The sequence below is a fragment of the Okeania sp. SIO2B9 genome (genome assembly GCF_010672505.1).
In the GTDB taxonomy this organism is placed as follows: Bacteria; Cyanobacteriota; Cyanobacteriia; order Cyanobacteriales; family Microcoleaceae; genus Okeania; species Okeania hirsuta.
The window spans coordinates 1-25258 of record NZ_JAAHGK010000020.1; the positions used below are offsets into that span (position 1 = coordinate 1).

The 25258-nt window shown below is 35.8% G+C and carries 19 protein-coding genes and 2 pseudogenes; 10 read left to right on the forward strand and 11 right to left on the reverse strand.

The annotated features are described in order from the left end of the window. Positions 1-402 precede the first annotated feature (402 nt). The 4 genes from F6K13_RS01740 to metG all read right to left on the reverse strand — a co-directional run bounded on the left by F6K13_RS01740 (position 403) and on the right by metG (position 6229). Positions 403-1479 (reverse strand): tocopherol cyclase family protein, encoded by a 1077-nt coding sequence (locus tag F6K13_RS01740; protein WP_124145521.1) that lies wholly within the window; start codon positions 1477-1479, stop codon positions 403-405. Positions 1480-1704: 225 nt separating this feature from the next. Then, on the reverse strand, positions 1705-2868 hold the full coding sequence (gene lptC / locus F6K13_RS01745) for an LPS export ABC transporter periplasmic protein LptC (protein ID WP_124154761.1): 1164 nt from the start codon (positions 2866-2868) through the stop codon (positions 1705-1707). Positions 2869-3891: 1023 nt separating this feature from the next. Beyond that, positions 3892-4506: an NYN domain-containing protein gene (locus F6K13_RS01750; protein ID WP_124145519.1), complete on the reverse strand. Its 615-nt coding sequence runs from the start codon at positions 4504-4506 to the stop codon at positions 3892-3894. Positions 4507-4624: 118 nt separating this feature from the next. Further along, on the reverse strand, positions 4625-6229 hold the full coding sequence (gene metG, locus F6K13_RS01755) for a methionine--tRNA ligase (protein WP_124154760.1): 1605 nt from the start codon (positions 6227-6229) through the stop codon (positions 4625-4627). 301 nt (positions 6230-6530) lie between these two features. On the opposite strand from metG, the gene F6K13_RS01760 reads away from it, so the two are divergent. Next, the gene (locus F6K13_RS01760) at positions 6531-7262 is read left to right on the forward strand and encodes a 1-acyl-sn-glycerol-3-phosphate acyltransferase (RefSeq protein WP_124145517.1); all 732 of its coding nucleotides are present in this window, start codon (positions 6531-6533) and stop codon (positions 7260-7262) included. A gap of 193 nt (positions 7263-7455) precedes the next feature. On the opposite strand, the gene F6K13_RS01765 is transcribed toward F6K13_RS01760, so the two are convergent. Then, on the reverse strand, positions 7456-7629 hold the full coding sequence (locus F6K13_RS01765; RefSeq protein ID WP_161564991.1) for a hypothetical protein: 174 nt from the start codon (positions 7627-7629) through the stop codon (positions 7456-7458). Between the two features lie 153 nt (positions 7630-7782). Here F6K13_RS01765 and F6K13_RS01770 point away from each other — a divergent pair, with 153 nt between their 5' ends. After that, positions 7783-8619: an alpha/beta fold hydrolase gene (locus F6K13_RS01770; RefSeq protein WP_124154759.1), complete on the forward strand. Its 837-nt coding sequence runs from the start codon at positions 7783-7785 to the stop codon at positions 8617-8619. Between the two features lie 4 nt (positions 8620-8623). On the opposite strand, the gene F6K13_RS01775 is transcribed toward F6K13_RS01770, so the two are convergent. Together F6K13_RS01775 and F6K13_RS01780 are read right to left on the reverse strand one after the other, a co-directional pair. Continuing rightward, positions 8624-9073, reverse strand: a complete 450-nt coding sequence (locus tag F6K13_RS01775) for a DUF2996 domain-containing protein (RefSeq protein ID WP_124154758.1) — start codon at positions 9071-9073, stop codon at positions 8624-8626. Positions 9074-9087: 14 nt separating this feature from the next. Beyond that, on the reverse strand, positions 9088-9978 hold the full coding sequence (locus F6K13_RS01780; protein ID WP_124154757.1) for a hypothetical protein: 891 nt from the start codon (positions 9976-9978) through the stop codon (positions 9088-9090). A gap of 153 nt (positions 9979-10131) precedes the next feature. Here F6K13_RS01780 and F6K13_RS01785 point away from each other — a divergent pair, with 153 nt between their 5' ends. Beyond that, positions 10132-10254 carry a hypothetical protein gene (locus tag F6K13_RS01785; protein WP_287286724.1) on the forward strand — a complete coding sequence of 41 codons (123 nt, stop codon included), beginning with the start codon at positions 10132-10134 and terminating at the stop codon, positions 10252-10254. Between the two features lie 375 nt (positions 10255-10629). On the opposite strand, the gene F6K13_RS01790 is transcribed toward F6K13_RS01785, so the two are convergent. Then, positions 10630-11139: a hypothetical protein gene (locus tag F6K13_RS01790; RefSeq protein ID WP_124145513.1), complete on the reverse strand. Its 510-nt coding sequence runs from the start codon at positions 11137-11139 to the stop codon at positions 10630-10632. A gap of 1299 nt (positions 11140-12438) precedes the next feature. On the opposite strand from F6K13_RS01790, the gene F6K13_RS01795 reads away from it, so the two are divergent. The 3 genes from F6K13_RS01795 to F6K13_RS01805 all read left to right on the forward strand — a co-directional run bounded on the left by F6K13_RS01795 (position 12439) and on the right by F6K13_RS01805 (position 17336). After that, a complete protein-coding gene (locus tag F6K13_RS01795) occupies positions 12439-13176 on the forward strand; it encodes an HAD-IIB family hydrolase (protein ID WP_124145512.1) in 738 nt (245 codons plus the stop codon). A 4-nt stretch (positions 13177-13180) separates the two neighbouring features. Next, complete coding sequence (gene ggpS / locus F6K13_RS01800) at positions 13181-14680, forward strand: glucosylglycerol-phosphate synthase (RefSeq protein WP_124145511.1); 1500 nt, start codon at positions 13181-13183, stop codon at positions 14678-14680. Between the two features lie 1654 nt (positions 14681-16334). Then, positions 16335-17336: an NAD(P)H-dependent glycerol-3-phosphate dehydrogenase gene (locus tag F6K13_RS01805; RefSeq protein ID WP_124145510.1), complete on the forward strand. Its 1002-nt coding sequence runs from the start codon at positions 16335-16337 to the stop codon at positions 17334-17336. Positions 17337-18090: 754 nt separating this feature from the next. Here F6K13_RS01805 and F6K13_RS01810 read toward each other — a convergent pair. Beyond that, positions 18091-18612: a DNA-binding protein gene (locus F6K13_RS01810; protein ID WP_192901139.1), complete on the reverse strand. Its 522-nt coding sequence runs from the start codon at positions 18610-18612 to the stop codon at positions 18091-18093. 559 nt (positions 18613-19171) lie between these two features. On the opposite strand from F6K13_RS01810, the pseudogene F6K13_RS01815 reads away from it, so the two are divergent. Both F6K13_RS01815 and F6K13_RS01820 read left to right on the forward strand, forming a co-directional pair. Continuing rightward, positions 19172-19285: pseudogene (locus tag F6K13_RS01815) on the forward strand (RNA-guided endonuclease TnpB family protein); the annotation flags it as partial. Positions 19286-19287: 2 nt separating this feature from the next. Beyond that, positions 19288-19617, forward strand: a pseudogene (locus F6K13_RS01820) (IS701 family transposase); the annotation flags it as partial. Between the two features lie 52 nt (positions 19618-19669). Here F6K13_RS01820 and F6K13_RS01825 read toward each other — a convergent pair. After that, on the reverse strand, positions 19670-21034 hold the full coding sequence (locus tag F6K13_RS01825; RefSeq protein WP_124145509.1) for a CHAT domain-containing protein: 1365 nt from the start codon (positions 21032-21034) through the stop codon (positions 19670-19672). 457 nt (positions 21035-21491) lie between these two features. Here F6K13_RS01825 and tatC point away from each other — a divergent pair, with 457 nt between their 5' ends. After that, positions 21492-22346 (forward strand): twin-arginine translocase subunit TatC, encoded by an 855-nt coding sequence (tatC, locus tag F6K13_RS01830; protein ID WP_287286725.1) that lies wholly within the window; start codon positions 21492-21494, stop codon positions 22344-22346. Positions 22347-22654: 308 nt separating this feature from the next. Beyond that, entirely contained in the window at positions 22655-23626 is a 972-nt protein-coding gene (locus F6K13_RS01835) for a TauD/TfdA family dioxygenase (protein WP_124154752.1), read from the forward strand. Positions 23627-24058: 432 nt separating this feature from the next. On the opposite strand, the gene F6K13_RS01840 is transcribed toward F6K13_RS01835, so the two are convergent. Next, a partial coding sequence (locus F6K13_RS01840) for a mechanosensitive ion channel domain-containing protein (RefSeq protein ID WP_287286726.1) occupies positions 24059-25258 on the reverse strand: 1200 nt, incomplete at its 5' end.

Consider the following 25258-nt stretch of genomic DNA (forward strand, 5'->3'; position numbering starts at 1 on the left):
GTTAGGGCATAAAATAACGCCCTAATTTTGTGTAAGTCTTGTAAATTTGGTATTAGACATCTCCAAAAATAAAAAATAAAATCAATTCTCACACAGAAATTATCAATTCTTTCCCCCTACTGCCTACTGCCTCTTTTCTGGAGATGTCTATTATATTAATTAGGGCTTGCTGATTAAATCTCAAAGCATTGATAGATAAAGGTAAGTGCCTTTTTAAGTATCAAAAAGTGCGAGGTTTTGGGTGGTAATGGTTCAATTAGGAGCGGATTTTGGTCAAGAGTTGCGCAGAACAATCTTGGGACAAAACTTAGCTCCTACCTCCTCGCTCATTCCAATTTCTCCTGTCTCCTGTCTCCTGTCTCCTGTCTCCTACCCTCACCCATAAGACTTTTTCAGCAAACCCTAATTAATCCAAGTTTTCTCCCAAGACTCCCCACCAACTTCTAAACCACATAAATCACTTCTTGCTTCAAGAATCAATTTTGAATGAGTACCCCGGTTTTCCCTTAACCTCAAGATTAAATGACCGCGCATAGTATCCCGGCACAAAAATATTAATCCCTTTTCAGATGGTGCTCGTAGAGGTGTACCAGATAAGTTCGTAGTCCCATTCAATTCTACTTCAAACTTGTCATTTTTGGCTTGCATTTGCCATTCTCCCCAAGGCTGAATTTGCCAATGTACTTCCGAATTCCACGGTACAAACTCATAAAACTTACCTTGATAATGAATACCCACCATTGCCACTTCTTCCATCCACCACAATACTCCTCGCTTACCACCACCAGCAGTTAAAGCTAAATCTGATTCATCATAGAAACTATTGCAGTTGAACCAAAACCACTTTTTAGGGAAAGCACCACCCCAATTTTTCTCACTATATGCTGGTGCATTGGTAAACTCATACATATTGCCATTCCATTCTATCCATCCAGTGGCAAGACCATGAGCCATTAATATTTGCCATCCAGGCTCAAAAATTGGTAAAAATGATATCCAACCAGCAGTTGATTGTTGTTGTGCATCTGGGTCTCCCCAGCCATAGATAGGTTTTGTTTGATATTGCCAACGACAGTAATTATTTTTTCCAGGGTCAGAGAGAATTCCTTGATGCCAAGTGGCAGTAGCTTGATATCCTTCTTTGATTTGAGCGTCGAATACTTGTGGGTCTAGATAACCAATGGGAGCTGGTAAATTTGTTTTTCCCCAATGACCTAATTCCAGTACTTCTGGTGCTGCCCAAAATTTGTTGACATCTGGGAAGGTGCGACAGAGATATTCATCATTTTGGCCGAGAATTTGAGCGCCACCACCGCTGTAAGGTTGGCCACCTATAGGGTCTTCTATAGAGTACATAAAGGCGAAGGTTTGTTTCTCTTCTGGTAAAGTGACTCGGTAATACCAACCTTCAAAGAAACGGCGATCGCTACCATCCCAGTGATAGCCACTATGGGGTGTTTGTTTTGGATATGTTCTCACAACTGCGAATATAATATACTTCAGAATATTTTATGAAAATTTTTGAGATAAGGTTGCGCGACTTAATTATTTTGATAAACATCAACTGTGTATATAGAAGTCGAAGGAAAGGTCGCGGATATATCAAAAGCTGAAAACTCAGACAACGTAAGATTTTTCCTTCTTAACTTCTTCTTTCTTCCTCCTGCCTCCTGCCTCCTGCCTCCTGCCTCCTGCCTCCTGCCTTCATTGAGGAATAATTTCTGTGACTACATTACTACTACCACCTTCAATGGTAACTTTTTCATTTTCTAGTTGTCCAACTGCCCGAGGACCTCTAACATTAAATGGCGGATCAACTTGACGATAAAATACGTTTCCTTGTGCTTCAAAAGTCTGATTTTCAAAGTACCAAGTTAGGCGATCGCTATTTAACTGAGCTTGATTTTTTTGCCCTACACCAATAACATTTCCTGATAAATTGAAGGTATTGTTTTGAAAATTTCCTTGACCTTGATTAGCTTTCAAAACTACTTTTTCTTCTTGTTCTAATACTGTTATAGGCCCTGGAGAAGTAATCAAATTTTGTGGCATATTCCAAGTAACTAAGTCGCTACTTATTTGTACTTTTGGGTCAGTTTGGAGTAGCTGCACATTTTTCTTGAGAGTAGCTATTTTATTGCCTAAATCATATTCTGATTCGTCACCATAAGCACTGCCAATAACATTTTTATCTTTGAGTTGTTCGATTTTTATAGGTTGATTAGTCAGCAATTTTTTTTGCTCTATTTCCCAAAATAGTTGTTCTGTTTGTATTTTAAGCACAGGTTCTTTGACCATGGCTACTACTTGACCATAAAACTCTATTTTTTTTTCTTGACTAATAACTTTTGCTTTCTGAGCTGATGCTTGTATTTGTTCGTTACTACCTGTAATATTATTAGTGACAATAATAATTCCTGGTTCTGTTAGCCATTCGAGTTGTTGTCCTCTAATAACCACTTTATTTTGAATATCATATACTTCTATTTCATCTATCAGTATAATTTTGTTTCCATCTTGATATACTTCTCCTTGTAAAGCAGTAATTTTATAGGTTACTTTTCCGTCTTGAAATAATTCACCTTCAGGTTTTGTAACTCTTATTAATTCTTGATTTTGCAAATATGAAGCTCGTTGAGATTTTACTCGCCACAACATTTGACCTTCTTCTGATGCTTCTTCTAAAGTAACATCATTTAAAGTTAAATCACTCTCTGGTGTCTGAGTAGGAATTGGTTGTTCCGATATATTTTCTTGAACTTGATTTTGTTGATTACAAGCAGTTATTCCTAGAAGTAAGGTTACTAAGATGAATAAAGGTATTGATGAATTATGGAAATAAGAAAAAGAATTATTTTGTTCGATCATAAAAAGTCTACAAGAATAGTAGTTAATAGAGATAGTACTGGAAAGTGTTAATGAATATATAGACTGAGAATTATAGCGGTTTTCAAATAGATAGACTACAGTGGTTATTTCAGTTATCAGTTATCAGTACTGACCGCTGAAGTCAGAGGCTTAAAATACTAAAGTTTATTTTTTTCATTCCCTTGAAAGGCAGGGCTAATTCATTGTCATCAGAGAATATTTATATGCAGGGCTGTTTCATTCTAAACTGTCCCATTTTATGTATTGACGAAGCCACGTTATTTACAGCTTTAGGAAATTTATCTTTCGCTGTCTGAAAATCAATAAATTCATTGTCAAAATCTAGAATGAAATGACCTTGATTTATTATGAAATACATTTAATTGTGCAAATATAAGAATCTCCCCATCCCCCCCTCCTGGGATGGGTTAGGGGTAAGTCCCCATCTCCCTATCAATCCCTATCAATTTTTCTCTAGTGACAATCAATTAGTCCTGCCCTACTCCCCTGCTCAATAAAATGTAGAAAACTTTTTGAGAAATGACCTTATTTTTTGGTCAAAGCATTCTCTTACTGCCTACTCCATAACCTCAAAGAATTTTGTAGTTTACTTAAATGAATTGCGCTGTAAGTAATTAACACAGGCGGAATGACTTTTTTTGATAATTAGAACATCAGTTGTTGTTAATTATTCTTATGTTTATTTCTTTCCCACTCCCCTACTCCCCTACTCAAGAAAGTGTAACAAACATTTATAAAATTGCTATTATACCAGTAAAAAAAACTCAAGGAAAGTTTTTAATTATGAACGAAAATTTTCCAGCTTTTACTGAGATAATGCCCAATTTTCTAACTTTCCTTGTAGCAAATAATATTCAATTTTTGCTTTAACTTACCGATTAAATGTAGAGTATATAATTCTCTAGTTATTAATCTACTAACATCAACAAAAACTAACAACACTTTGAAATTGATTATTGTTCTAGAATTTGGTCATTTTTCTAAATTAAATTAGAACAAGTATTATCTTTCATCATGTTCTTCCATTAAACCTATAACTGATAGGGGACGATAGGTATAACTAGGAGACTTAGAAGTTTTTTGGATGTCTTCTTTAATGTTTTCTAGATCTACATAACGGTCAGACACATTAATTAAACTATCGCTAGTCATAGACCTAAGACTAACTACCTCGACCCGAACACCCCTATAACTCACAGCATCTACAGCATAAGCTAAATCTCCATCTCCACTAACCAATATAGCAGTATCATAAGAGCCGACTAAAGCCATCATATCAACTGCTATTTCCACATCAAGATTAGCTTTTTTAGAACCATCCGGTAGTTGTACTAAATCTTTAGAAATGACACGATAACCATTGCGGCGCATCCACAACAAAAATCCTTGCTGTTTTTCATTAGTACGATCTACTCCTGTATAGAAAAAGGAACGTAGAAGGCGAGAACCACCAGTAAGACGACAAAGAAGCTTAGTGTAATCAATTTCTATTCCTAATTGCAAAGCAGCATAAAATAGATTAGACCCATCAATAAAAATTGCTACTCTACCACGATTTTCTAGAATTTGTTCGGGAGTAAATATCTCATTAATTTCTATTTGTTGATGATTCAACATGATTTTTAACCTCAGTTTTTTTATTGATTAAAGACATTGAATTCTTAAGTCAGATATAATTTTTTAGCACAAAAAACAGACAATGTAATTTGAAAAAAACGATACTACAATTAGCTTTTTAAGAAACAGTTTCTGCCAGTTCTATTCTTTGAAAAATCGGTTGAGGTTGCCCAAGAATTTGATTTTTTGGTAAAGCGCCCCAGTTTGCTTGTTTGACAAAAATTTCTGAACTATTAATTACTGATTTATCGTTAAAGTCATTTGAGAAACCTAGTTGCTGATAGATAGCATTACTAATATTGGGAATTATTGGTGATAAAAGATAGGACGCTAGTCTAACAGATTCCAACACAGAATATAATACTTCTGCTAGGGCCTCTAACTGACACTGCTTATATAGACTCCAAGGAGCAGTTTCGTCTATATATTTATTGCTAGTTCTCACTAAGGCCAATACGGCTTCACAAACTTGACTAAAAGCTAAATCAGTATAAGCTTGAATAACTTGTTCGCCCAAACTCATGCCTATTGCTTTAAGTGGATGAGTGACTTCTATTTCCTCACCGTGAATATCAGGAATTTGGCCTTTGAAGTATTTCTGAGCCATTTTGAGAGTACGATTTAGCAGATTACCCAAGTCATTAGCTAAGTCAGCGTTTAGGACATTAATAAAGCGGGTTTCACTAAAATCACCATCAACTCCAAATTCTATTTCTTTGAGAAAATAGTAACGAACTGCGTCAGAGCCATACTTTTTTAGTAATTCAAATGGATCTAAGGTATTGCCCAAAGATTTACCCATTTTCTTCCCATCTTTGGTCAAAAATCCATGTCCAAAAACATGATGAGAGATTGGTAAATCTGCTGACATTAGCATTGCTGGCCAATAAATAGCATGGAAACGCAGTATATCTTTACCAATTAGGTGTAAATTAATCGGCCACCATTTTGATAAAGCATTCTCTAGGGTAGGTTCACTATCAGGATCTAGGAGTGCTGTTACATAACCTAATAGAGCATCAAACCAAACATAGATAGTATGGCTGGGATCGACTGGTAGTTGAAAACCCCAATCTACATTAACTCTAGAGATTGAAAAGTCTTGTAATCCTTGGTTAACAAAATTTAAGACCTCATTGCGACGACTTTCCGGTTGAATAAAGTTAGGCTTTTCTTGATAAAAAGCTTGTAGTTTTTCCTGATATTTAGAAAGACGAAAGAAGTAATTTTCCTCGTCGCGCCATTCTACTTTTTGGTTAGTATGGATGGGGCAATATTTCTCTTCTAGAAGTTCGCGCTCTTCTTTAAATTCTTCACAAGCTACGCAATACCATCCTTGTTGCTGACTTAAATAGATATCACCTCGATCCCAAACTCTTTGAAAAAATTCTTTGACAATTAACTCGTGGTTAGATGCAGTAGTACGACTAAAACGGTCATATTGAATATTTAGTTGTTGCCAGAGAGATTCAAATCCTGATACCACTAAATCACAGTGTTCTTGGGGGGACCTGCCTTTGCTCTGAGCTGTCCTTTGAATTTTTTGGCCATGCTCGTCTGTTCCAGTAATCATTAGCACTGATTTACCTTGTAGCCTTTGAAAACGAGCTACCGTATCGGCAGCAATAGTTGTATAAGCACTGCCTATATGCGGTAGAGCGTTAACGTAGTAAAGGGGAGTTGTAATTGCAAAGGTATCCTGAGTTTTATATGTGTTTTTCATGGAAAATCAGAGTAAAATACTATTGATTTGAACTGATTCTGGGTACAATCATAACGAGTCTAGATAGTATCGACCTATTTGATTTATACTTTGTTTAACTGGTTGTTTATTGACCTAATCAACATCATTAATTGATTGATCTGTAAAAGCCAATAAAACCCCCTACAATAACAGTAATGCTGTTACTATGTTTTTCTGGACTTTCTCAAAGAAATTTTAACTTTTGGTATCCTAACGTTACTATTCTGAGAAAATATTTATGAGAGTTTAGAATTTACATACCTAATTATTCAGAGGTAAGATGGGAGGCCAAGCAAATAATCTACTGCTTATTTCTCGTTTGTTCTTAGCTGCTATTGGCAGTAGAACTTTTGTTTATCATGCAGACAGGATTCCTTCAGAAGGAGGCATAATTGTTGTAAGTAACCATCGTAGTTTTATGGACCCTTTGTTACTGACAGTGGCCGTTAATCGGCAAATTAAATTTGCTTGTCATCACTATATGGGCCAAGTGCCTCTACTGCGAGAAATGGTTACTGGTTTAGGTTGTTTCCCTTTAGATAATTCGAGTCGTAGACAACAAGATTTTTTCCGACAGGCAACAAAGTTATTACAAGCTGAAGAAATGGTGGGGGTTTTCCCTGAAGGAGCTGCACCTATAGTTCGGTGTACTCCACCTAATTTGATTAGTGATTTTCAAAGAGGATTTGCTCATTTGGCCTTGCGCTCGCCAGTTGCAAATTTGGCAATTTTGCCAGTGGCGATCGCTTCATCTGATGAGCAGTTAATTTCTTCGAGAATACCTTTGAAGTTGTTAAGTTTTTTCGATCCTTCAGAACCTTTATTTAATCAACCTGGATGGCATCCAGCGATAGTTTATCAGCGTTCTAATATCATGTTTGGTCGCCCGTTTTGGGTTAAGCCTTCCCACCGTCAGCAATATCATGGAAAATACGCTAAACAGTTAGTCAACAATTTGACTGATTATGTTAGCCAAGAAATTGCTAATTTACTTATAGAAGGTTGTATTTAAGGATTAAACCTTTAACTTTTGCTTGATGTCTCAATTTTTATTCTAGAAACTCATATAAAAAATTGCTCTTATTCATCAATAAATTTAATAATTAAATAATTTAATTTTGTTTTCTCCTAAACCGAAACTATTATATTGCTAGTTAAGTCAGACTAGTGCGGCTACCCGGAAGTTAAAAGTCAATCATTTTTGATCATTTTCTTTGTGGGTTTAATACCCCACCGTCTACACGGTGTTCAAAATTACTTGGGGTGAGAATCCCCATGTAATTTTCCTCCTGTCTCCTGTCTCCTGTCTCCTGTCTCCTGTCTCCTTCTTCAATTGTAATTGTTTTAGGATTTTGTAACTGGTCAGTTATTTTCGCCATCCTGCACTAGGCGAATCTTAAGTAATAATTAGGTAGTTCGTAGAAAAAAAATCTAATCTATAGATATAGAAGGTAAATGATAAATTACTCAGAGATATTAACTGTTAATCATTAAATTATCAATCATTAATTACTTTTTATTTGTATTCAATCATGCAAGTGGCAAATAGCCAAATTAGTTTTTTAAGGCCAACTAAACCTAGACCAGAATTACCTTTATTGATTTTCTTGCCTGCTATGGATGGAACAGGTAAATTGTTGCGATCGCAACAGTCTAGATTATCAACTGCTTTTAATATTCGCTGTCTGAGTATCCCACCCAATGATCTATCGAGCTGGGAACAGTTATTGGAAAAGACAGTAGAGTTAATTGAAATAGAAAGAAAGGCAATACCGGAAAGACCTGTTTACCTATGCGGAGAATCTTTTGGTGGATGTCTAGCACTAAAAGTTGCTTTTACTGCTCCTGAATTATTCAACAAGCTGATTTTAGTCAATTCAGCTTCCTCATTCAGTCAACAACCTTTAGTCAAATATGGCTCATATCTGACTCAATACTTACCAAGCTATTTGTATAGATTATCGGTTACAGGAACTTTACCATTTTTAGCAGCTCTTGGCCGGATAGAAAGGGCAGAACGTCAAGCCTTATTAGAGGCAATGCAGTCAGTTTCTCAACAGACCTCAATCTGGCGATTAGAGTTAATGCGTTCATTCCAGGTAGACAAGAATCAACTAAAAAAGTTAAAAAAATCTGTATTAGTTATTGCTAGTGCAGCCGACAGACTATTGCCTTCAATATCACAAGCTAAGTTTTTAGTCAAGCATTTGCCTGAAGCTAAAATGGTTGTTCTCCCAAATAGCGGTCACGCCTGCTTGCTAGAAACAGACGTGGACTTCTACGAAATTATTCGAGATCGATGGGGCAGCGAGTTAGTTGGAGCAGAGACAGACATAGTATCTACTACATTAAAAATCACCACCACCTAACTTTCTAGTTTAAACTAAGCCACTTTTGAGCATTCAGACGTTGAATCACGCCAAACACTAATAAACCTAGAGTAATTTTACGCTCGTCAATTAAAAAAGGTTCTAGAGTAGCAGGTTTTGCACCATTATCTGCACAAGAAAAAGCTCTAGGGCCTTTAATATCTTTTTTCGGAAAATAAACATTGAACTGACGCTGGCCTTGTTTAAACTTACCCATCACTTGCCAACATTCTTCAGATGAATTGAGGCCAACCATAGGTAATTTCTGTTTAATTAGGTTCAGGTCAAGATCGTCAATACCTTGCTGAGTTAGAGCTTCTTGCAAAGCTGGCAAATAATCTTGCTGCATAAACTCCGCAAAAGGCTTATCTTCCAGAGCAGGAGGCTTTTCTTTTTTCACCTTACCTCCAGCAGGCTTATTTTCAGATTTTTTAGCTTCTTGTTCTTCAGCCATAAATGCTTCCTTAATTAAATTTCTGCATAAGCTCGTTCTACTAAACGACGAGCCAGAGTTTGAACTCCTGTATGTTCATAATAATTGGTACTCACATCTAGGAATGCAGCCAAATAATCCAATTTATCATCACTAAATTCTACAAAACTTTGCAGACTATTGGCCACATTATGGGGAGTAATGCCTCGATCGCTGACAAAATCTCCCATCCAACCAGAAACCGAACCAAAAGCTTCCCCAATAAAGCCTAACTTACTGTCTTTATTATCCCCAGGAATAGCATCTTCCATTTCCCTGAAACCTTCGTTTTCTTCTAGGTCTGAGGGGGATAGTCGTTCGATCCATTCTGAAACTGCTTGTAAAAAGTCTGGCCCAAGGGGAATTAAACCATCAAAACAAACTAAGGCTGCTAAACGCATCAAAGATTCCCCACTATAATCACCCAAAGCTCCTACAAAATCACCAATACTATCTCCAGGAATGCCATTGATGGAGCAAAAACCTAATAACTCAGCCACTACTTTCAGAGACAGATCGATAGTTTGGCCTTTTGCAGGTTTAGGAGTCAGGCTAGTTAACAAACCTCCCATTAGAGGAATTTTGTTACCAACCATATTAGCTAGGGTAGCTACACCTACAGCACGACCTGCTCCACTGACAGTTTGGTAGAGCCACAAAGCTCGTTGATATCCTTGAGCTTTGTCATTGAATAGAATTACAGCGCGATCGCCTATTTGCTGAATTAGGTCTTCGTCGTCTTCCCCTGTGACAGTGCGGATGGTATTTTCAAATCCTACCAAGTTATCCCATTCTCCAGGAACAATAAAATCTAAGGCACGTAAGGATTTAATTGTCAGATTGTCCTCGGGCAGTTCATCTACTAATTCAAAAATTGGCTTACTCATTTGTGTGTGGCTCCTTTGGTTAATTAAAAAGTTAATATTTGGAAGTTATAGCGCTTTCGGTGCAGAATGCTGGCGCAAACGCGCAGGCAACAGGCAATAGGCAATAGGGGGAATAAAAACTGTTTGCGCAAGTATTATTCGATAGGAAATCTGATGAGACTTTTATCTATAGAACCCCTGAGCGTATCTTTGGACGCGGTATGTGCTTTTGGCTTCCGTCCTCAGCCTGAGGAAGTTGTGGAAATTCAGGAACGAGAATGGGAAAAAAGCGGATGAGACCCCGCGTCGCCCAATAGCAAACCTGGTAGCTTCCCTTGCAGGTAGAAAAATACTCTCATCTCCCCATCTCCCCATCTCCCCATCTCCCCATCTCCTTCTCTATTTTTAAATAGATCCGTTTAGGGGTTCTATATTGGTAGTGCCTGCAATTGGTAAATATACCAGCGCGCACTGCTATAACAAAGGAAGACTATATTGTTTAAGTTGGAGGGCAGAATTATATTATGTCCGTTGGTATCGTTTGTGTAAACCCAAGGGTGAATATAAATTTAAGTTTTTTTTGCTCTTAAGCCTTCCTATTTCTTCCCTCTTGCTTCTTGCTTCTTCCTTACCTTCGCTATGCAATACCGATGCTACCGGACATGATATTATTTATTTGAGACTTGATAGACCACTTAGATTAAATTTTTCTAGCCATGCTTCCCGATCGCTGGGAGTAAATGAGGGGTCTTTTGATTGAGCTTTTACCTGGAAACGATTATCTACTAATACCGCAGTTGTAGTTTTACCTTGTTCAACTGCTGGATATCCTCCTATTTTTTTGCTACTATTTTGGAATTTGTCGGCTGCAGCAGGGGAAGCGGAGATGTCATTGATAGACATGACTGCTACTTCTTGACCACCTTTTTTGAGACTTGCTTGAGCAAAACCTTTTTTCTCTTGAGCATAGTTCAGTTTATAGTCGCCACTTGATGATGGGAAGTATTTGTTTAGACTACCGCCAGATACTTGTTGGGCTTGGGAAGGACGTTCTGTTTTGCTTTGTTGTTGGGCCTGGTCGAAACGGCTTGGTTGTTTGGCTCCGCCACAAGCAGATGTTAGTAGTAATAAGCAGATAAATATTGGGGCTAGAGTTTTTGCTAATTTACGGCTATATATCATTAATTTATCTCTCCTTAAATCATAATATTTGAGATTGCTAGTATAATTTTCTCTTAAAATCGTACTATTTGTGTTATTTTTTCTGATGGCCTAAGATAAAAATTGTCCAAAGTTGATCGAATGTTTTCTTTTTCAATTCTAGTGGATCTGGTCAATATTTACAGGACTTACGCAGAGAGTCTATATATAGCGAGAAAGAATACTATTTCCCCCTAAAGATGGTGGTTTAAAAGTCAATTTGCGTAAGTCCTGATTTAACTAAATCTGATGGCTTATTTTGATGTACAGCCTGTCTTTGTATAGATAAATCTGTCTTTGTCTAGATGAAGTTGATTGTTAGTGATTTTTTATCGGCACGAGTACCATCCTTGTGAACTAGGGCGATCGCGTAGATGATTTTTATTTTGATTGACTTGGTACAGCAGATTGCAGGTATATAAGGTACAAATATTAATGATCAAGTCTTTGTAGTGCGGGCATCTTGTCTGCGACTGGTGTACTTCACTAATATGAAACACGCTGTATCAGTTTGAAAGCAGAGGAAAAAATATTTAGGGTTTGCGTATGGAAAGATATGAGTGGTAGGAGTAGGAGTCAACCCACCCCCGCCCCTCCCAGGAGGGGAAAAGCCGAGTTAGGAGAAATGGGGAATGAGCGAGGAGATAGGAGTAAGAATTGTCCCTCAATTTTTCTGTCCTTAGTTTGTCTTTTATGCTAACTTTTTGAGGGTTTTAGACTAAAAAAAGCGCACTTTTTGGGAATCAAAGAAAGCTCAAACCTTTACATTTAAATGGTTTTATGGTTAATCAGCACACCCTATTTATGTGCAAAAAACAGTAATTTTTTTTGTATTTTTTTTGATACAAAATCTACTGTGAAACTTGACAAAATAATTTTTTTTTGTAACTTTTAAGGGTTATGAAATGAGGTAGAAACTAAAATATTTCCTAACTTAGAGATATTGGATAAATATTACAAATAATGACAAAGTTATCGAGTATTGTAAAATAAAAAGATTATACTCAGTAGATGTTATTTTTCTGAATAAAAGCAAGAGCAGTTATAGCCATAAGATTTGAGTTGTGAGATATTGGAAACTTTTAGGGAACAGGGAACACATGGTCTGGGAACAGAGAATGAAGAAGAAAACGTATCATATGAATATAATAATTGCTATATTCTATACTTTTAAGGAACATCTCAATTTTCACAACTGATTCCTGATTGCTATAAATATTAAATAGACAAATATTTTCTGTACCTTGTAGTTGTCAAAAAAACTGTTTTAAGAACAAAAAAATGAGTTCTGACTATCCCTTGATACTAGCAACAGACCTAGATGGAACTTTCTTAGGAGGTTCAGATGAACAACGAGCAGAATTTTATGAATATCTGCAAAAACATCGCCATCGCCTACTATTAGTATTTGTGACTGGGCGAGACGTGGAATTTGTGCAAAGCTTATGTGAAGATTCAAAATTTCCTAATCCTGACTATATTATTGGCGATGTTGGTACAACAATAGTTCACGGTAAAACTCTAGAACCCTTAGAATCAATACAAGGGTGGGTTGAAGAAATCTGGGGAAATGCCAGTGATCGTGTTAAAGAAATGATGGCAAATGAACCAGGAATAGAACTTCAAGAATGTAGTGGTCCACGGCGTGTTTCTTACTATTACGAACCAGAAAAACTCCAAGAAAGCACAGTTCAAAAAGTGTTTGATGCTGGATTTGATTGTATTCTATCTGCTGATGTTTATTTAGACGTAATGCCTAAAGGTGTTTCTAAAGGACCTACACTGATGAAATTCATTGAATTATTAGGATTAAATGCAGACAATATAATTCCAGCAGGAGATTCTCTCAATGACTTATCTTTATTCAAAACCGGACTCAAAAGTGTTGCAGTAGGAAATGCAGAACCGAAACTGGTAAAACATATCGCAACAATGGACAACGTTTATCACAGTCCTTATCCGGGTACCGCAGGCATCTGGGATGGTTTGAAATATTACAGTAAATTATTGGAAGCATAACAAATTGAAATCCTCGCTTGTTATTCTTTATCACCGAGAACCCTATGACGAAGTAATCGAAAATGGTAAAGTTAACTATAAACCGAAGAAAAGTCCCAATGGCATTATTCCCACTCTCAAAAGTTTCTTCAAAAGTTTCAACCAAGGCACATGGATAGCTTGGAAGCAAGTTACAGAAGAACAAAAAGTTGATTTCCAACAACGAGTTACTGTGGAAGAACATGGAAGCAACTATACGGTACAAAGAATCCCATTAATAGAGCAACAAGTGAGAGATTTCTATCACATTACAAGTAAAGAAGCATTTTGGCCGATTCTTCATTCTTTTCCCTGGTATTTCACCTCTGAAACCACAGATTGGGAAAACTTCCAACTAATTAATCGGAAATTTGCCGAAGCTGCTTGTGAAGAAGCTGCCGATGATGCTCTGATTTGGGTGCATGATTACAATCTCTGGTTAGCGCCCAAGTATATCCGAGAAATGAAACCTAATGCCAGGATTGCATTTTTTCATCATACTCCTTTCCCATCTGTAGATATTTTTAATGTATTACCTTGGCGAGGAGAAATTGTTGATAGCTTGCTTTGCTGCGATATTGTGGGTTTCCATATTCCACGGTATGCCGAAAACTTCGTGAATGTAGCTCGGAGTTTGCGAGAAATTGATGTTGTCAAAATTGAACCTGTACCAGAACATATTACCAAAGTAGGTATAGCTTTAGCAGAACCAGAAGTCACTACTCAGATCCGTCACCAAGGTCAGTTAGTCAGAATAGACTCTTTTCCTGTCGGAACTTCTCCAGAATATATCAAGAGCTTAGTAGAAAAACCAGAAACTCAAGCATTGATTGCATCTATTAAAGAAAAGTATCAAGGACGAAAGTTAATTATTGCCGCAGGTCGTATTGACTATGTGAAAGGTCACCGTCAAATGTTGGAAGCTTTTGAACGTTTGTTAGAACGTCGCCCAGATTTGCATGGCAAGGTTAGCTTTATTGTTAGTTGTGTTGCTCCAGCAAAAGGAATGCAAATTTATGACACTACTAAACAAGAAATTGAGCAATTAGTAGGGAAAATAAACGGGCGGTTTACTAGGTTTTCCTCTGATTGGATTCCAGTTTTGTTGTCTACAGAAGCTTTATCTTATCAATCACTTTTAGGTGATTTTGCTGCCTCCGATATCTGTTGGACTACTCCTTTGAGAGACGGTCTGAATTTAGTGGCAAAAGAATATATTGTTACTCGCCAAAATAGAGATGGGATATTAATATTGTCTGAGTTTTTGGGTGCAGCAGTGGAATTGCCAGAAGCTATTTTAACAAATCCTTACTCTGTTAAGTCTATGGATAATGCCATTGAACAAGCATTAGAAATGCCTATGGAAGAACAAAAGCAAAAAATGACAAAAATGTATGAAACTGTTTGGAAATATGATGTGAGATGTTGGGCATATCATATGTTTGAGCTGTTTCAAAATACCACCCATGATGTAGTTTCTGAATAGTAGAAGGTTTCTCTGTAAAGATATAACAATAGTTCATTAATTGATAATTGATAATTGATAATTGATAATTACCTCTGGTTAAAACCGGAATTGAATATAAGGAATATTTTCTTTTTTTTTCCTTAAAATAGTCCGCTTTAAACCAGAATAATTAATAATTATTAATTTGTAAATTTTTCTAAGAGGTCATTTCAGTTATCAGTTATCAGTACTGACCACTAAAGCCGGAGGCTTGAAATACTGAACTGAATATTTCTTTCATACCCTTAAAAGAGGAGGCTTTAGACCTCATTTTTTGGTGTTGCACAATCAGGAATGATGTAATCGGAACATTTGATATTTTTGAATAATTCTTTCCTCAATATATTTACAGTTGAAAATCTACTATCATTCTTTAATGTGCAACCCCCATTTTTTGGTAATAAAAGAGAAAAATTACTGCACCTAATAAAATTTAAGAAGCAAGGAGATAACATCATAATTAATTGAATACTTATAAATAATTATTGCTCTGCTGATTTAAATATCAAAGCATTGACTGATATTGGTTTTAGGCAAATTATGTCTAGAAATTATATGAGCTTTTCAAAAGCGATAGTTAAAAAAGTGAGGATTTTCGGGCAGCTATAGCAGAAAAATTACTATGACTATTATGAATGGCCACTAACTCTGTAATCCCCATTTATTCTACGTTCGCCCCTACTCCCTACTCCCTACTCCCTACAAAGAGCAAAAAGACTTTCCATACGCAAACCCTAATTAGAGGGGAGTCAAAACTCAGAATTCACCAAGTCAGCAAAAAAGAATTTATACCAAATCTGATTACTATAGACCACAATCTTAGGACTCGTTTCATTAATGGATAATGGATAATGGATAATTACCTCTAGTTAAAACCGTTACGGAATTGAATATAAGGAAATATTATTTCTTCTCTTGGTCAATTGGATATGGTTAGGAAACCCATCCATTCCACCCTACGGGAAGCTGGGCTAACGACCGCTTTTTTTTCCCTTTGTAGAGCGACAGCTCGCGGCGCAGCCAAGGGAAGGCTTTTGACCTGAATTATTTAATTAACAATTATTAATTATTAATTATTCGATAAAAATAACTATTACAGTTTTTTTGATGGAAGCTGTATTTCACAATTTATCCCAGATAAAATTTGTACAACTTATTTTTACATGGCTCCTTACTATCAGCATTAACTGACATTTTGACTTGTTATATTAAATCCGTTTAATTCGGTATAAAAAAATGTTCCATCTTCAACCATTACCAAATATTTCTCGAGTTCCCCTACTCCCCTACTCCCCTACCCAGCATCTAATTACACTGATGCTACCGGATTTGATATTACTGTGATTGGAGCCAGGAAAAGTGTTACAAGAAAGTTGAATACTATCCTCAATTTATGGAAGAAAATTTCATTCCAGATTATGTTATGGAAAGTACTGAGTATTCTCAGAATACAGGAGTTACTGCTGAGTTTCTTTAGCTATTTTGGTATAGCAAAATCTTTCATCTTAACTTATGGGTAGAGTGTGAATAGATGAACAGATTAATGGTAATTTTTCTGTAAATTACTATTAACCTACTCTACTAACTTCTATCAAAAATTGAGTAATTAACTAACAGGTAAAAATCATAAATTATGGTAAATAAAATATCTCAAGCTGATAAAAGAAGAGAAATTATTAAAACTTTCGACTCTGCTTATCCAGTATCTAGCGAAAAGGCAACTTTAGCAATTATAGGTGCAGGTGCATGGGGTTCTGCTTTAGCAAAATTGGCTGGTCATAATCAACATGAAATACATTTATGGTCTCGTAGCTTGAATGTCAATTTATCAGAAATACTCCAAGATGTTGATATTATAGTTTCGGCAATTTCTATGAAAGGAGTGAATGAAACGGCAGAAAAAATCAAAAAAATTGGATTATCAGAAAAGGTAATTATTGTGACTGCTACAAAAGGATTAGATCCAGCAACAAGGCGGACTCCTTCTCAGATTTGGGAAACAAATTTTCCTAATAATTCAGTTGTGGTTTTATCTGGTCCTAATTTATCAAAAGAAATTAATGATAAATTACCTGCTGCAACGGTAGTTGCTAGTAAAAATAAGGCAGCAGCAACAACAGTACAAAATATTTTTGCTTCTGGTTTATTTCGGGTTTATAGTAGTCCAGATCCTATTGGTACAGAGTTAGGTGGAACCTTGAAAAATGTTATTGCTATTGCTGCTGGAGTTTGTGATGGTTTGGAACTTGGTACTAATGCTAAATCAGCTTTGTTAACTCGTGCTTTGACAGAAATGATTCGGGTTGGTAATCATTTAGGCGGACAAACTGAAACTTTTTTTGGGTTATCTGGTTTAGGAGATATGTTGGCAACTTGTAGTAGTTCTTTGAGTAGAAATTATCGGGTTGGTTATGGTTTAGCTCAAGGTAAAAGTTTGGAGAAAATTTTAGACGAATTACAAGGTACTGCTGAGGGTGTTAATACTACGAATGTTTTGATCGATCTTGCTTACCGAGAGGAAATTCGCGTACCTATTTCTCATCAGGTTTTTCTTTTATTAAATGGCAAAATTACTCCAGAAGAAGCAGTAGTAGCTCTGATGGAAAGAGATTTGAAAGCTGAATTTTGTGATTGATTCTCAACTGAAAGCTCAAAATATTGTGGATTAGTAATGTGTTTTTTGTTTTAAGTAGTTAATGGTACTTAGACATTTTTTGGTAGGAAAAATGCGTCAAAGTTAGTCTAGACAAGGGAATTACGTCGATGCGTTAAAAATGGCTAGCACCCTTAGTAATTCAGGATTTTACCTTTTTGACGTAAAACCCTATGTCTATCTATATTTGAGCCTATTTTATGGCTTTTTTTTGTGTAAGTCCCATTAAGCAAAATTAATTATATATCTACGGCTCTTGTATAATATAAGTATATTTGTTGTTCTCTGTTATCTACTTTTATCAAATGTCAAATTAATTTTCATGGATACCTGTAGTAGGGAACAGCTCCATCAGGCAATAAGTAACCTTGGGAAAAAATCAAACCGTGTTCGATTTATCATCAGCCTATCTCAAGCACCAACCTTTTCTTTAGCTATGTTTTTATAGCTGCACGAATATTTATGATTGTCAGTAGTAAAACAGCAAGAATTTCAGAAATTCTAATCCTCTAGTCTAAGAAAAATTAGTTTTTCCTGTGATGCTCAGATTTTCTCAAAATTTATAGTAGTCGAAAGAAAGGTTAGGAAAGATCAAAAGCTTAAAACTCAGACAACGCAATATTCTTCCTTCTTCTTCCTTCCTTCTTCTGATCTAAACATAGTAAAACTCAGCCTAAGAGCAAAAACTAGCTAGGCAGTAGAACTAAATATAGGAACAATCTATTGGATATGCAGACTAGGAAATGGCAATACTGCTGATACCATGCTTGTCTATGGCTTCGACAGATTCAGGAGGTGAGGATTCTATCTCCCAATCTGGGAAAACTTTACGGATAACCTGAATATGAGGATCAACCTCAATCCAAAGCCTTGCTCCGCCAGCCTGACTGCGATTTGGCTTGTGAGGTCTGTAGATGATTTTGCAAGGTCCGACTATTTCCGCTTCATGGCATCTATGATTGCGATCGCCTTGTTTAACAGAGATAGCCGGATCACTGGTACCGTTGTCTCGGTTATCATCAATTACCTTTCGCACAATGTGAATAAAGGTATTGCCTGTACGCTTTCCTTTGTTCCAAGTACCTTGTGGACCTCGAAGACCAGGGGTTATTTCAGGCATTCCCCGATTGTTTAGAGGAATTGCCCAAAATCTACCTTTTTTCTTCGCTCCAATAACCCGACTTTGTTTCAAGAGCAGTCTGAGTCTGGCAGTAGAAATATTTAAGAGGAATGCTGCTTCCGTGGTTCCTACTAACATTGGCCTAAACTATTTCGGAATGATTTTTCAAATATACCACGCTAAAGTGTTCTGAAAAATTTTTCAGAATTTATAAGAGTGGTAAATAAGTAGTAAAATTTATTATACCATTTCTGGATAATGTAAGTATAATAAAAATGTTCTATTGAAGCGATCTGGAAGGAATATCCCAAATTTATGCTCCGTTTCTAGTGTTCGGTTTTGAATTTACCGAAAAATTGTGGGTATGCGCCTCCCCTTTTAAGGGAATAAAAAGCGGTCGATCTTCGGAGCTTCCCGTAGGGTGGGAAGGCGTACTTCGGAGCGGCTTTGTCACTCTTCAGGTTTCGGAGCTGGCCAACCATCGACCAAGAGAAAAGAGAATATTCCTGATGTCAAGTCTCCTGATTACAGAGCTACTGATAACTGAGACACCTACCACCTACCACCTCAGAAGTTTACCGGAAAATTGGGGTAGGCGCCTCCCCCTTTTAGGGGGACTTTTTGTTAATTAGGGCTGGCAAGTACTTTATTTGTCTGCGATAATTTGATCGTAGCATTATGGCACTCAAACTTTTCTATGCTCGTCTACGAGATGAAAATGCAAGGCACAGAAAATCATTACAGAAAGCTAGATTCAGCTATTCTTACTGGTAGATTTGTGCGTAACAGCATTATCAGAGCTTGGATAGATTGATCGTAAATAACTATTCCAACAGAAATTGGATAGAGGTTTTTTACCGATAAGCAATCATGATGGTTAGGATTAAAAGAACATCAAGTAATAGATAAATGGAGTATAGAACGCCATTTGATCTAGAGTATTTTGTGCCTATACTTTGATGATTTGGCATCAGCTAACTGGAGGATTACAGAGGTAATGGGGGAATAAACCTTTGAAGACATTTACTGATGCAATGGTACGCTTTTCGTACAGCTATGTCTTTCCGTTTTTTTGATTGGTTAACTAATAACCGTGACGTATTTGCCTCTGACAGAGAGAGTTTGGCCTATATTTGGTCTTAAAAGTTCTGTAAGTCGCAATAGGTATAACTTTTTTTGATAAAAAGTTACTAAATTACCAAGGATTACCAATAATAGTAAAAGCAGCCCAATAATAAGGATGAGATAAATTTTCATTTCCATATTCTGCTAATTCTTGTGGCAATTTTACGCTACTACCAGAACCGTGTAACTCATCTTTTTTCAAGTTTACTTTCCCGTTTAACATTGCTATTTGTGCTTGTCTGAGAGCTTCTGCTTTCAGTGGATTTTTTTGAAAATGTTGATAAAATTCATTCATTAATGCCAAAGTTCCCACATCACTAACATACCAAAGACTTGCCAGTGCAGATTTAACTCCAGCTTGCACAGCTAAACCAGCAAAACCTAATTCTGCTTGTTGGTCTCCCACTGCAGTTTTACAAGCACTTAGTACCAACAATTCTACTTTTGGTTGATGCCATTTCAAATTTCTAATATCGTCTAACTCTAGCTTTTCTTGATTCCAAAACTGAATATAAGAATTACTGGGTTTGCCCGATTTAAACTCAGCATGGGTAGCTAAATGAATAATTCCAAATTTATGTTTTTGTTGTTGGTATTGTAAATTTTTAACTGTAAAATCTTGGTTGATAAATGCTTTGCCTTGAAAAAATTCTTGTGTAATTTGTTTTAATTCTGTTGGTACGGCTGGTAAAGATTGATGGTCGATAAATTCTGATGCCCCCATTCCTAATACTTGCATATTTTTTCTGGAATTATACTCAGTTTCGATCATATTAAAGGCGGGAATTAAAGCAATACTATACTTTTCTATGAGAAATTTTTCTCCATCATGTAGTGCTGATAATGCTAAACTGCGTAAACCTGGTCCTAGACAAAAAAGAATTGTATCTACTTTTTGCTTTTCTAATTCTGGCTCGATAGGAGCTACTATCCACTGATAAATTTGTTGAGCAGGTTTTAGATATGAATTGCTGTGACGTCCTCTGGGATCTGTGATTTCCCCAGCCAATATTTTTGCTGTATTTAATACAGTCTTTTGCTCTAGATCAGTAACACTGTATATAACAGGTATTTGATTGGGAGTAATTAATACTAACTGTATGGTTTTTTTTCTTGGCCATACCCAAACAACCCCAGGGTTTTTATCAGTTTGGATTTTCCATAAATCAAGTTGTTTAGCGATAGTTTCAGCAGTTAATGTAAAGCCAGAGAGATTAACACCAAAATAATTTTCATAAGCTTTTTCCCAAGTTTGTTCGATTCTATTCACAACTTCTTTGACAGCCCGATTTTCTAATAATGTATCCCACTCTGATTCTTGCAGAGCAAATGCTGGTTGTTTTTGTAGAAGAATATTTAATGTGATACTACTGATGCAGACTAATATAAATAGAAAGAATAAAATCTGATTTTTTTTCCATCTTTTGTTAAACATAATTTGGCTCCAAGATTTTTATTTCCAACTCTATTAACTATGATTGAGGCAAAAATTATGTAAGCATTTCCTACGGAATACTACGCAAACAGCAATTAGTAATAAATAATTACTTCTCAGGTTTGGTAAGGTGACCCATGGCAGTAACTTTTCTATTAAACTAATTTTAAAGGTTGCTTTTACCTTCCCCAAAATTAATTGCTGATAGCTAATAGCTGACAGCTGAACATTTACAAAATTATAGATGGGTTAAATACAGCAATTAATCTTCACCTATCAATAGTCAGTTTTTCTTGTTTTCGTGATTTTTACTTCTTTTCAAGGCTGATTAATAGACCTAAATTACCCGCAAACTACAGTATGAGAAGATGAATTTGCTTACTTAATCTCGGTACAATGGTCTACACTGTGGAGAATAAGAACTTTTATACAGACTAATCTAAAATCAAAAACAGATATGACACCTCCAGAAACTAGCACTCCTCCAGAGAGTTCAGATAATCATAATTTAGCACCTGTAAGCTTGAAAGAGCCTGAAGTTAAGCCAAATAATACAGCTCGAGTAGGCGATTGTCAAGATTTAGAAGAAGATGATTATCTCGATCGAGCTCCTGATGATGTGGAAATGTCTATATTTGACCATCTGGAAGAATTACGGATGCGAATATTTTATTCTCTAATAGCAGGAGTAGTAGGTATTATCGGTTGCTTCATTGTAGTTAAACCTATTGTCCAATTTTTAGAAGTTCCTGCTCGTGGAGTAAAGTTTCTCCAACTGGCTCCAGGAGAATATTTTTTTGTAACTATTAAAGTAGCTGCTTATAGTGGTTTTCTTTTGGCAAGTCCCTTTATACTTTATCAAATAGTTAAGTTTGTTCTACCAGGTTTAACTATTAGAGAAAGAAGATTTCTCGGACCCATTTTCTTAGGATCTACAGTTTTATTTGGATTGGGATTAGTATTTGCTTATTTTGCAATTGTACCAGCAGCTTTGAAGTTTTTTATTAGTTACGGATCGGAAGTAGTAGAACAAGCTTGGTCAATTGAACAATATTTTGAATTTGTATTACTATTAATGTTTAGTACGGCATTAGCATTTCAAATTCCTATCCTGCAATTTTTGTTAGGTATTTCAGGAATTGTTTCTTCTCGACAAATGTTTTCTGGCTGGAGATATGTATTGTTAGGTGCAGCAGTTTTAGGAGCAGTTTTAACTCCTTCAACTGACCCTTTAACTCAAAGTTTATTAGGTGGAGCAGTAGTGGCTCTTTATCTAGGAGGTAGTTTTGTTGTCAAGTTAATTGGCAAATAAAAAATACTGTCTTTACTAAACTATTAATAATTGTCGCACTAGCAGTAAAAATTAATAATTTTTGCTCTGGGATTTCTACAATAATTGTTAGATATTGTGGGAATAGTCAGTTCTCAACAAATGCTCTCTAGTGTTAGGGTCTGGATTATCAGGAGCTGTTTTAACCTTTTCAACTCACCCTTTGACTCAAAATTTAGCAGTAGTTTTTCTTGACTTAGGTGGTAGTTTTGCCATAAAGTAGATTAGGCTATAAAGAATATTTAGTCTATTTATCAGTAGTTCAGTTATTAGTCAAAAATATTAGAAAAATGTCTATAAAACTACAAAACCCTAATCAAACATTACCCTCATTTAAACCTTTACACAATCAATTTGGAAAAGAGCTATCTTTCGGAGCAGAAGTAGTTGGAATTGACCTGTCAAAATCTCTATCATCTCAACAGTGGGAAACCCTAATGACAGGATTTGAAAAACATTCATTACTATTGTTTAAAAATCAGCAGTTAACTCCAGAGATGCAACTTAATTTTCTTACCAGCTTTCCCCATGATATTCAGGCAGTTAAGGAAGGAAGAAATATTGCCCCATTCTATAAAAAATTGCCTGGTTATCCTCCCTTACTTTCTCTTCATGGATACGGTTCATTTACTCACTATGGACACGAATTTACACTTCCTGCTGGTGAGGTATTTAAATATTCTCATGTTTGGCATACTGACTTTAACAGTATATCTGATACCCCACCAGTGGTGAGTGCTATGTATGCAGTAGTTGTACCCAAAAAAGGAGGTGAAACACTTTTTTGTAGTTCTATAAAAGCTTATGAACTTCTAATACCAGAACTGCAAAAACAAGCTCTAGAAATGAAAGTTTGTTATTGCCCTACCATGAACTTTAAAGTTGAACCTCAAGGTCGGCGTCGAATAGATGATGTTGAAGCTTCTATGAAAAATTTTAATCCTCCTGAAGTTGGTAGAATACAGCCAGTAGTAATCCAAACAAAAAAAGGCAAGAATGCTTTGTTTTTAAGTGTACATTCTGCTGGAAAAATTGAAGGAATGGAAGCCAAACCAAGTCAGGAATTAATAGAGAAGTTTTTAACTCCAGGTACTCAACCAGAACATATTTTTTCTCTCAAATGGGAAGTGGGAGATTTTGCTATCTGGAATAACCGAGAAATACTTCATACTGGAACACCTTGGCATGTCTACGAAAATGAACAAAGGTTAATGCACATCTTTTTTCTTGATAGTACAGAAAAAGTTACTCCAGCTTCTTAACTCTACTGAAATAATAGTTTGCTGAAAAAGTATTTTGGTGAGGGTAGGAGTTAAGATAAATCTTGAGTATTTTAACTCTTAGGAATGAAAATGTAGCACTTTTTTCGCCTAAAAAAGGCTCAAAAATTTACAGCAGATTCCAAGTATATGAAGTATGGGTATTAACAATTAAATTTTTGTAGTGCGGGTATTTTGCCCGCGATAACTTTACCTCACCAAGTTGGAATCCGCTGTATCTGTAAATACTTTTATCGTTAATCAGTAAGCCCTAAAATAGTGATAAAAATAAACTGGTTATTTTGCACGGGTATTTAGAGAATATTCTGACAAAAAAATAATATCTCAAGCCTCCCTTTTAAGGGTATGAAAAAAATAAACTTTTGTATTTCAAGCCTCTAGCTTCAACGGTCGGTACTGATAACTGATAACAATTTATATCCCAAATAAAGTATAAATTCGATTTCTAATCCAAATCATTGCTGTTTCTTGGGAATTTTCTTGCTTATCCAGTAATCCTAAATTTTTTAAAGTCTCTAAACGTCGGGATAATTCTTCAGAAATTTTGTCTGCGAGTCTTTGGTGTTTTGCCAAAAGATTGTGTAAATTGTCTCGGTCTACTACAAATAAAATTGTATCTTCTGTGGCACGAAGACTCGCTGTACGAGTAATCCCTAATATTAGTGACATTTCTCCAATAAATTCTCCTGCATATCTAGTCGTAATATACTTATTTGCTTTTTCTGAAAAGACTTCTACTGACCCCGAAAGTATTATATAAAATGAGTCTCCTGACTCTCCTTCTAGACAGATTATTTCACCACGAGGCACAATTTTTCTATATCCATTTTCAATGACATCTCGTATTTCAATGTTATTACAGTTCTTAAAATAACTAATCTGTCGTAATAAATCTCGTAAATTCCATTTTGAGAAATTTTGTTTAGTTTTTACTTGATTTTTGATTAAGGAATTTGAAAAGTTTTTTTGATTTTTTCCAACGGTTGTTAACTCTGCTTTTTGATGTGTTGGAATTAAATCATTAATCTGGCGAATATGTAAATCTCTTTGGGGAAAAGGAATAGAAATATTCCGAGAGCGTAATTCTGAATCTATTGAAAAATTTAAAGAACTTTTGATTGGATCTGTAAGAGGAGGATATTTAATCCAGACTAATAGTTCAAAATTTAAGGCGCTATCTCCAAACCCTTTAAACCAAACTTTAGGCGAAGGATTTGATAAAACTCTTTTTTCCTTTCTAGCTGCATCTAAAAGTGCTTCTGTTACTAAAATTGTATCGCTACCATAGGCAACACCAATAGGAATACGTAGGCGAGAAGTCGAATCTTTATGACTCCAGTTAATAATATTTTGTTCTACTAGAAAATTATTAGGAACAATCACAAAAATACCATCAATAGTTCGGATTATAGTTGAACGAATTGAGGTTTTTTCTACTACTCCTGATAAATCATCAACTTTGATAAAATCTCCGACTTTAATTGGTTGAGCAATCAAAATTGTTAAACCACTAACAAAATTACTAATAATATTTTTCAAACCAATACCAATGCCAATACTTAAAGCACCAGCAATTACAGTAATTGAGGTTAAGTCAATGCCTGCATTATGAAG

Excerpts from the sequence above, each read along its gene's own strand:
- F6K13_RS01760 (WP_124145517.1), top strand. The coding sequence starts at position 6,531 with ATGGGAGGCCAAGCAAATAATCTACTGCTTATTTCTCGTTTGTTCTTA.
- F6K13_RS01785 (WP_287286724.1), top strand. The coding sequence starts at position 10,132 with ATGAGACTTTTATCTATAGAACCCCTGAGCGTATCTTTGGACGCGGTA.
- F6K13_RS01770 (WP_124154759.1), top strand. The coding sequence starts at position 7,783 with ATGCAAGTGGCAAATAGCCAAATTAGTTTTTTAAGGCCAACTAAACCT.
- F6K13_RS01790 (WP_124145513.1), bottom strand. The coding sequence starts at position 11,139 with ATGATATATAGCCGTAAATTAGCAAAAACTCTAGCCCCAATATTTATC.
- metG (WP_124154760.1), bottom strand. The coding sequence starts at position 6,229 with ATGAAAAACACATATAAAACTCAGGATACCTTTGCAATTACAACTCCC.
- F6K13_RS01805 (WP_124145510.1), top strand. The coding sequence starts at position 16,335 with ATGGTAAATAAAATATCTCAAGCTGATAAAAGAAGAGAAATTATTAAA.
- F6K13_RS01765 (WP_161564991.1), bottom strand. The coding sequence starts at position 7,629 with ATGGCGAAAATAACTGACCAGTTACAAAATCCTAAAACAATTACAATT.
- F6K13_RS01810 (WP_192901139.1), bottom strand. The coding sequence starts at position 18,612 with ATGTTAGTAGGAACCACGGAAGCAGCATTCCTCTTAAATATTTCTACT.
- lptC (WP_124154761.1), bottom strand. The coding sequence starts at position 2,868 with ATGATCGAACAAAATAATTCTTTTTCTTATTTCCATAATTCATCAATA.
- F6K13_RS01780 (WP_124154757.1), bottom strand. The coding sequence starts at position 9,978 with ATGAGTAAGCCAATTTTTGAATTAGTAGATGAACTGCCCGAGGACAAT.
- F6K13_RS01825 (WP_124145509.1), bottom strand. The coding sequence starts at position 21,034 with ATGTTTAACAAAAGATGGAAAAAAAATCAGATTTTATTCTTTCTATTT.
- F6K13_RS01775 (WP_124154758.1), bottom strand. The coding sequence starts at position 9,073 with ATGGCTGAAGAACAAGAAGCTAAAAAATCTGAAAATAAGCCTGCTGGA.
- F6K13_RS01795 (WP_124145512.1), top strand. The coding sequence starts at position 12,439 with ATGAGTTCTGACTATCCCTTGATACTAGCAACAGACCTAGATGGAACT.
- F6K13_RS01750 (WP_124145519.1), bottom strand. The coding sequence starts at position 4,506 with ATGTTGAATCATCAACAAATAGAAATTAATGAGATATTTACTCCCGAA.
- F6K13_RS01835 (WP_124154752.1), top strand. The coding sequence starts at position 22,655 with ATGTCTATAAAACTACAAAACCCTAATCAAACATTACCCTCATTTAAA.
- tatC (WP_287286725.1), top strand. The coding sequence starts at position 21,492 with ATGACACCTCCAGAAACTAGCACTCCTCCAGAGAGTTCAGATAATCAT.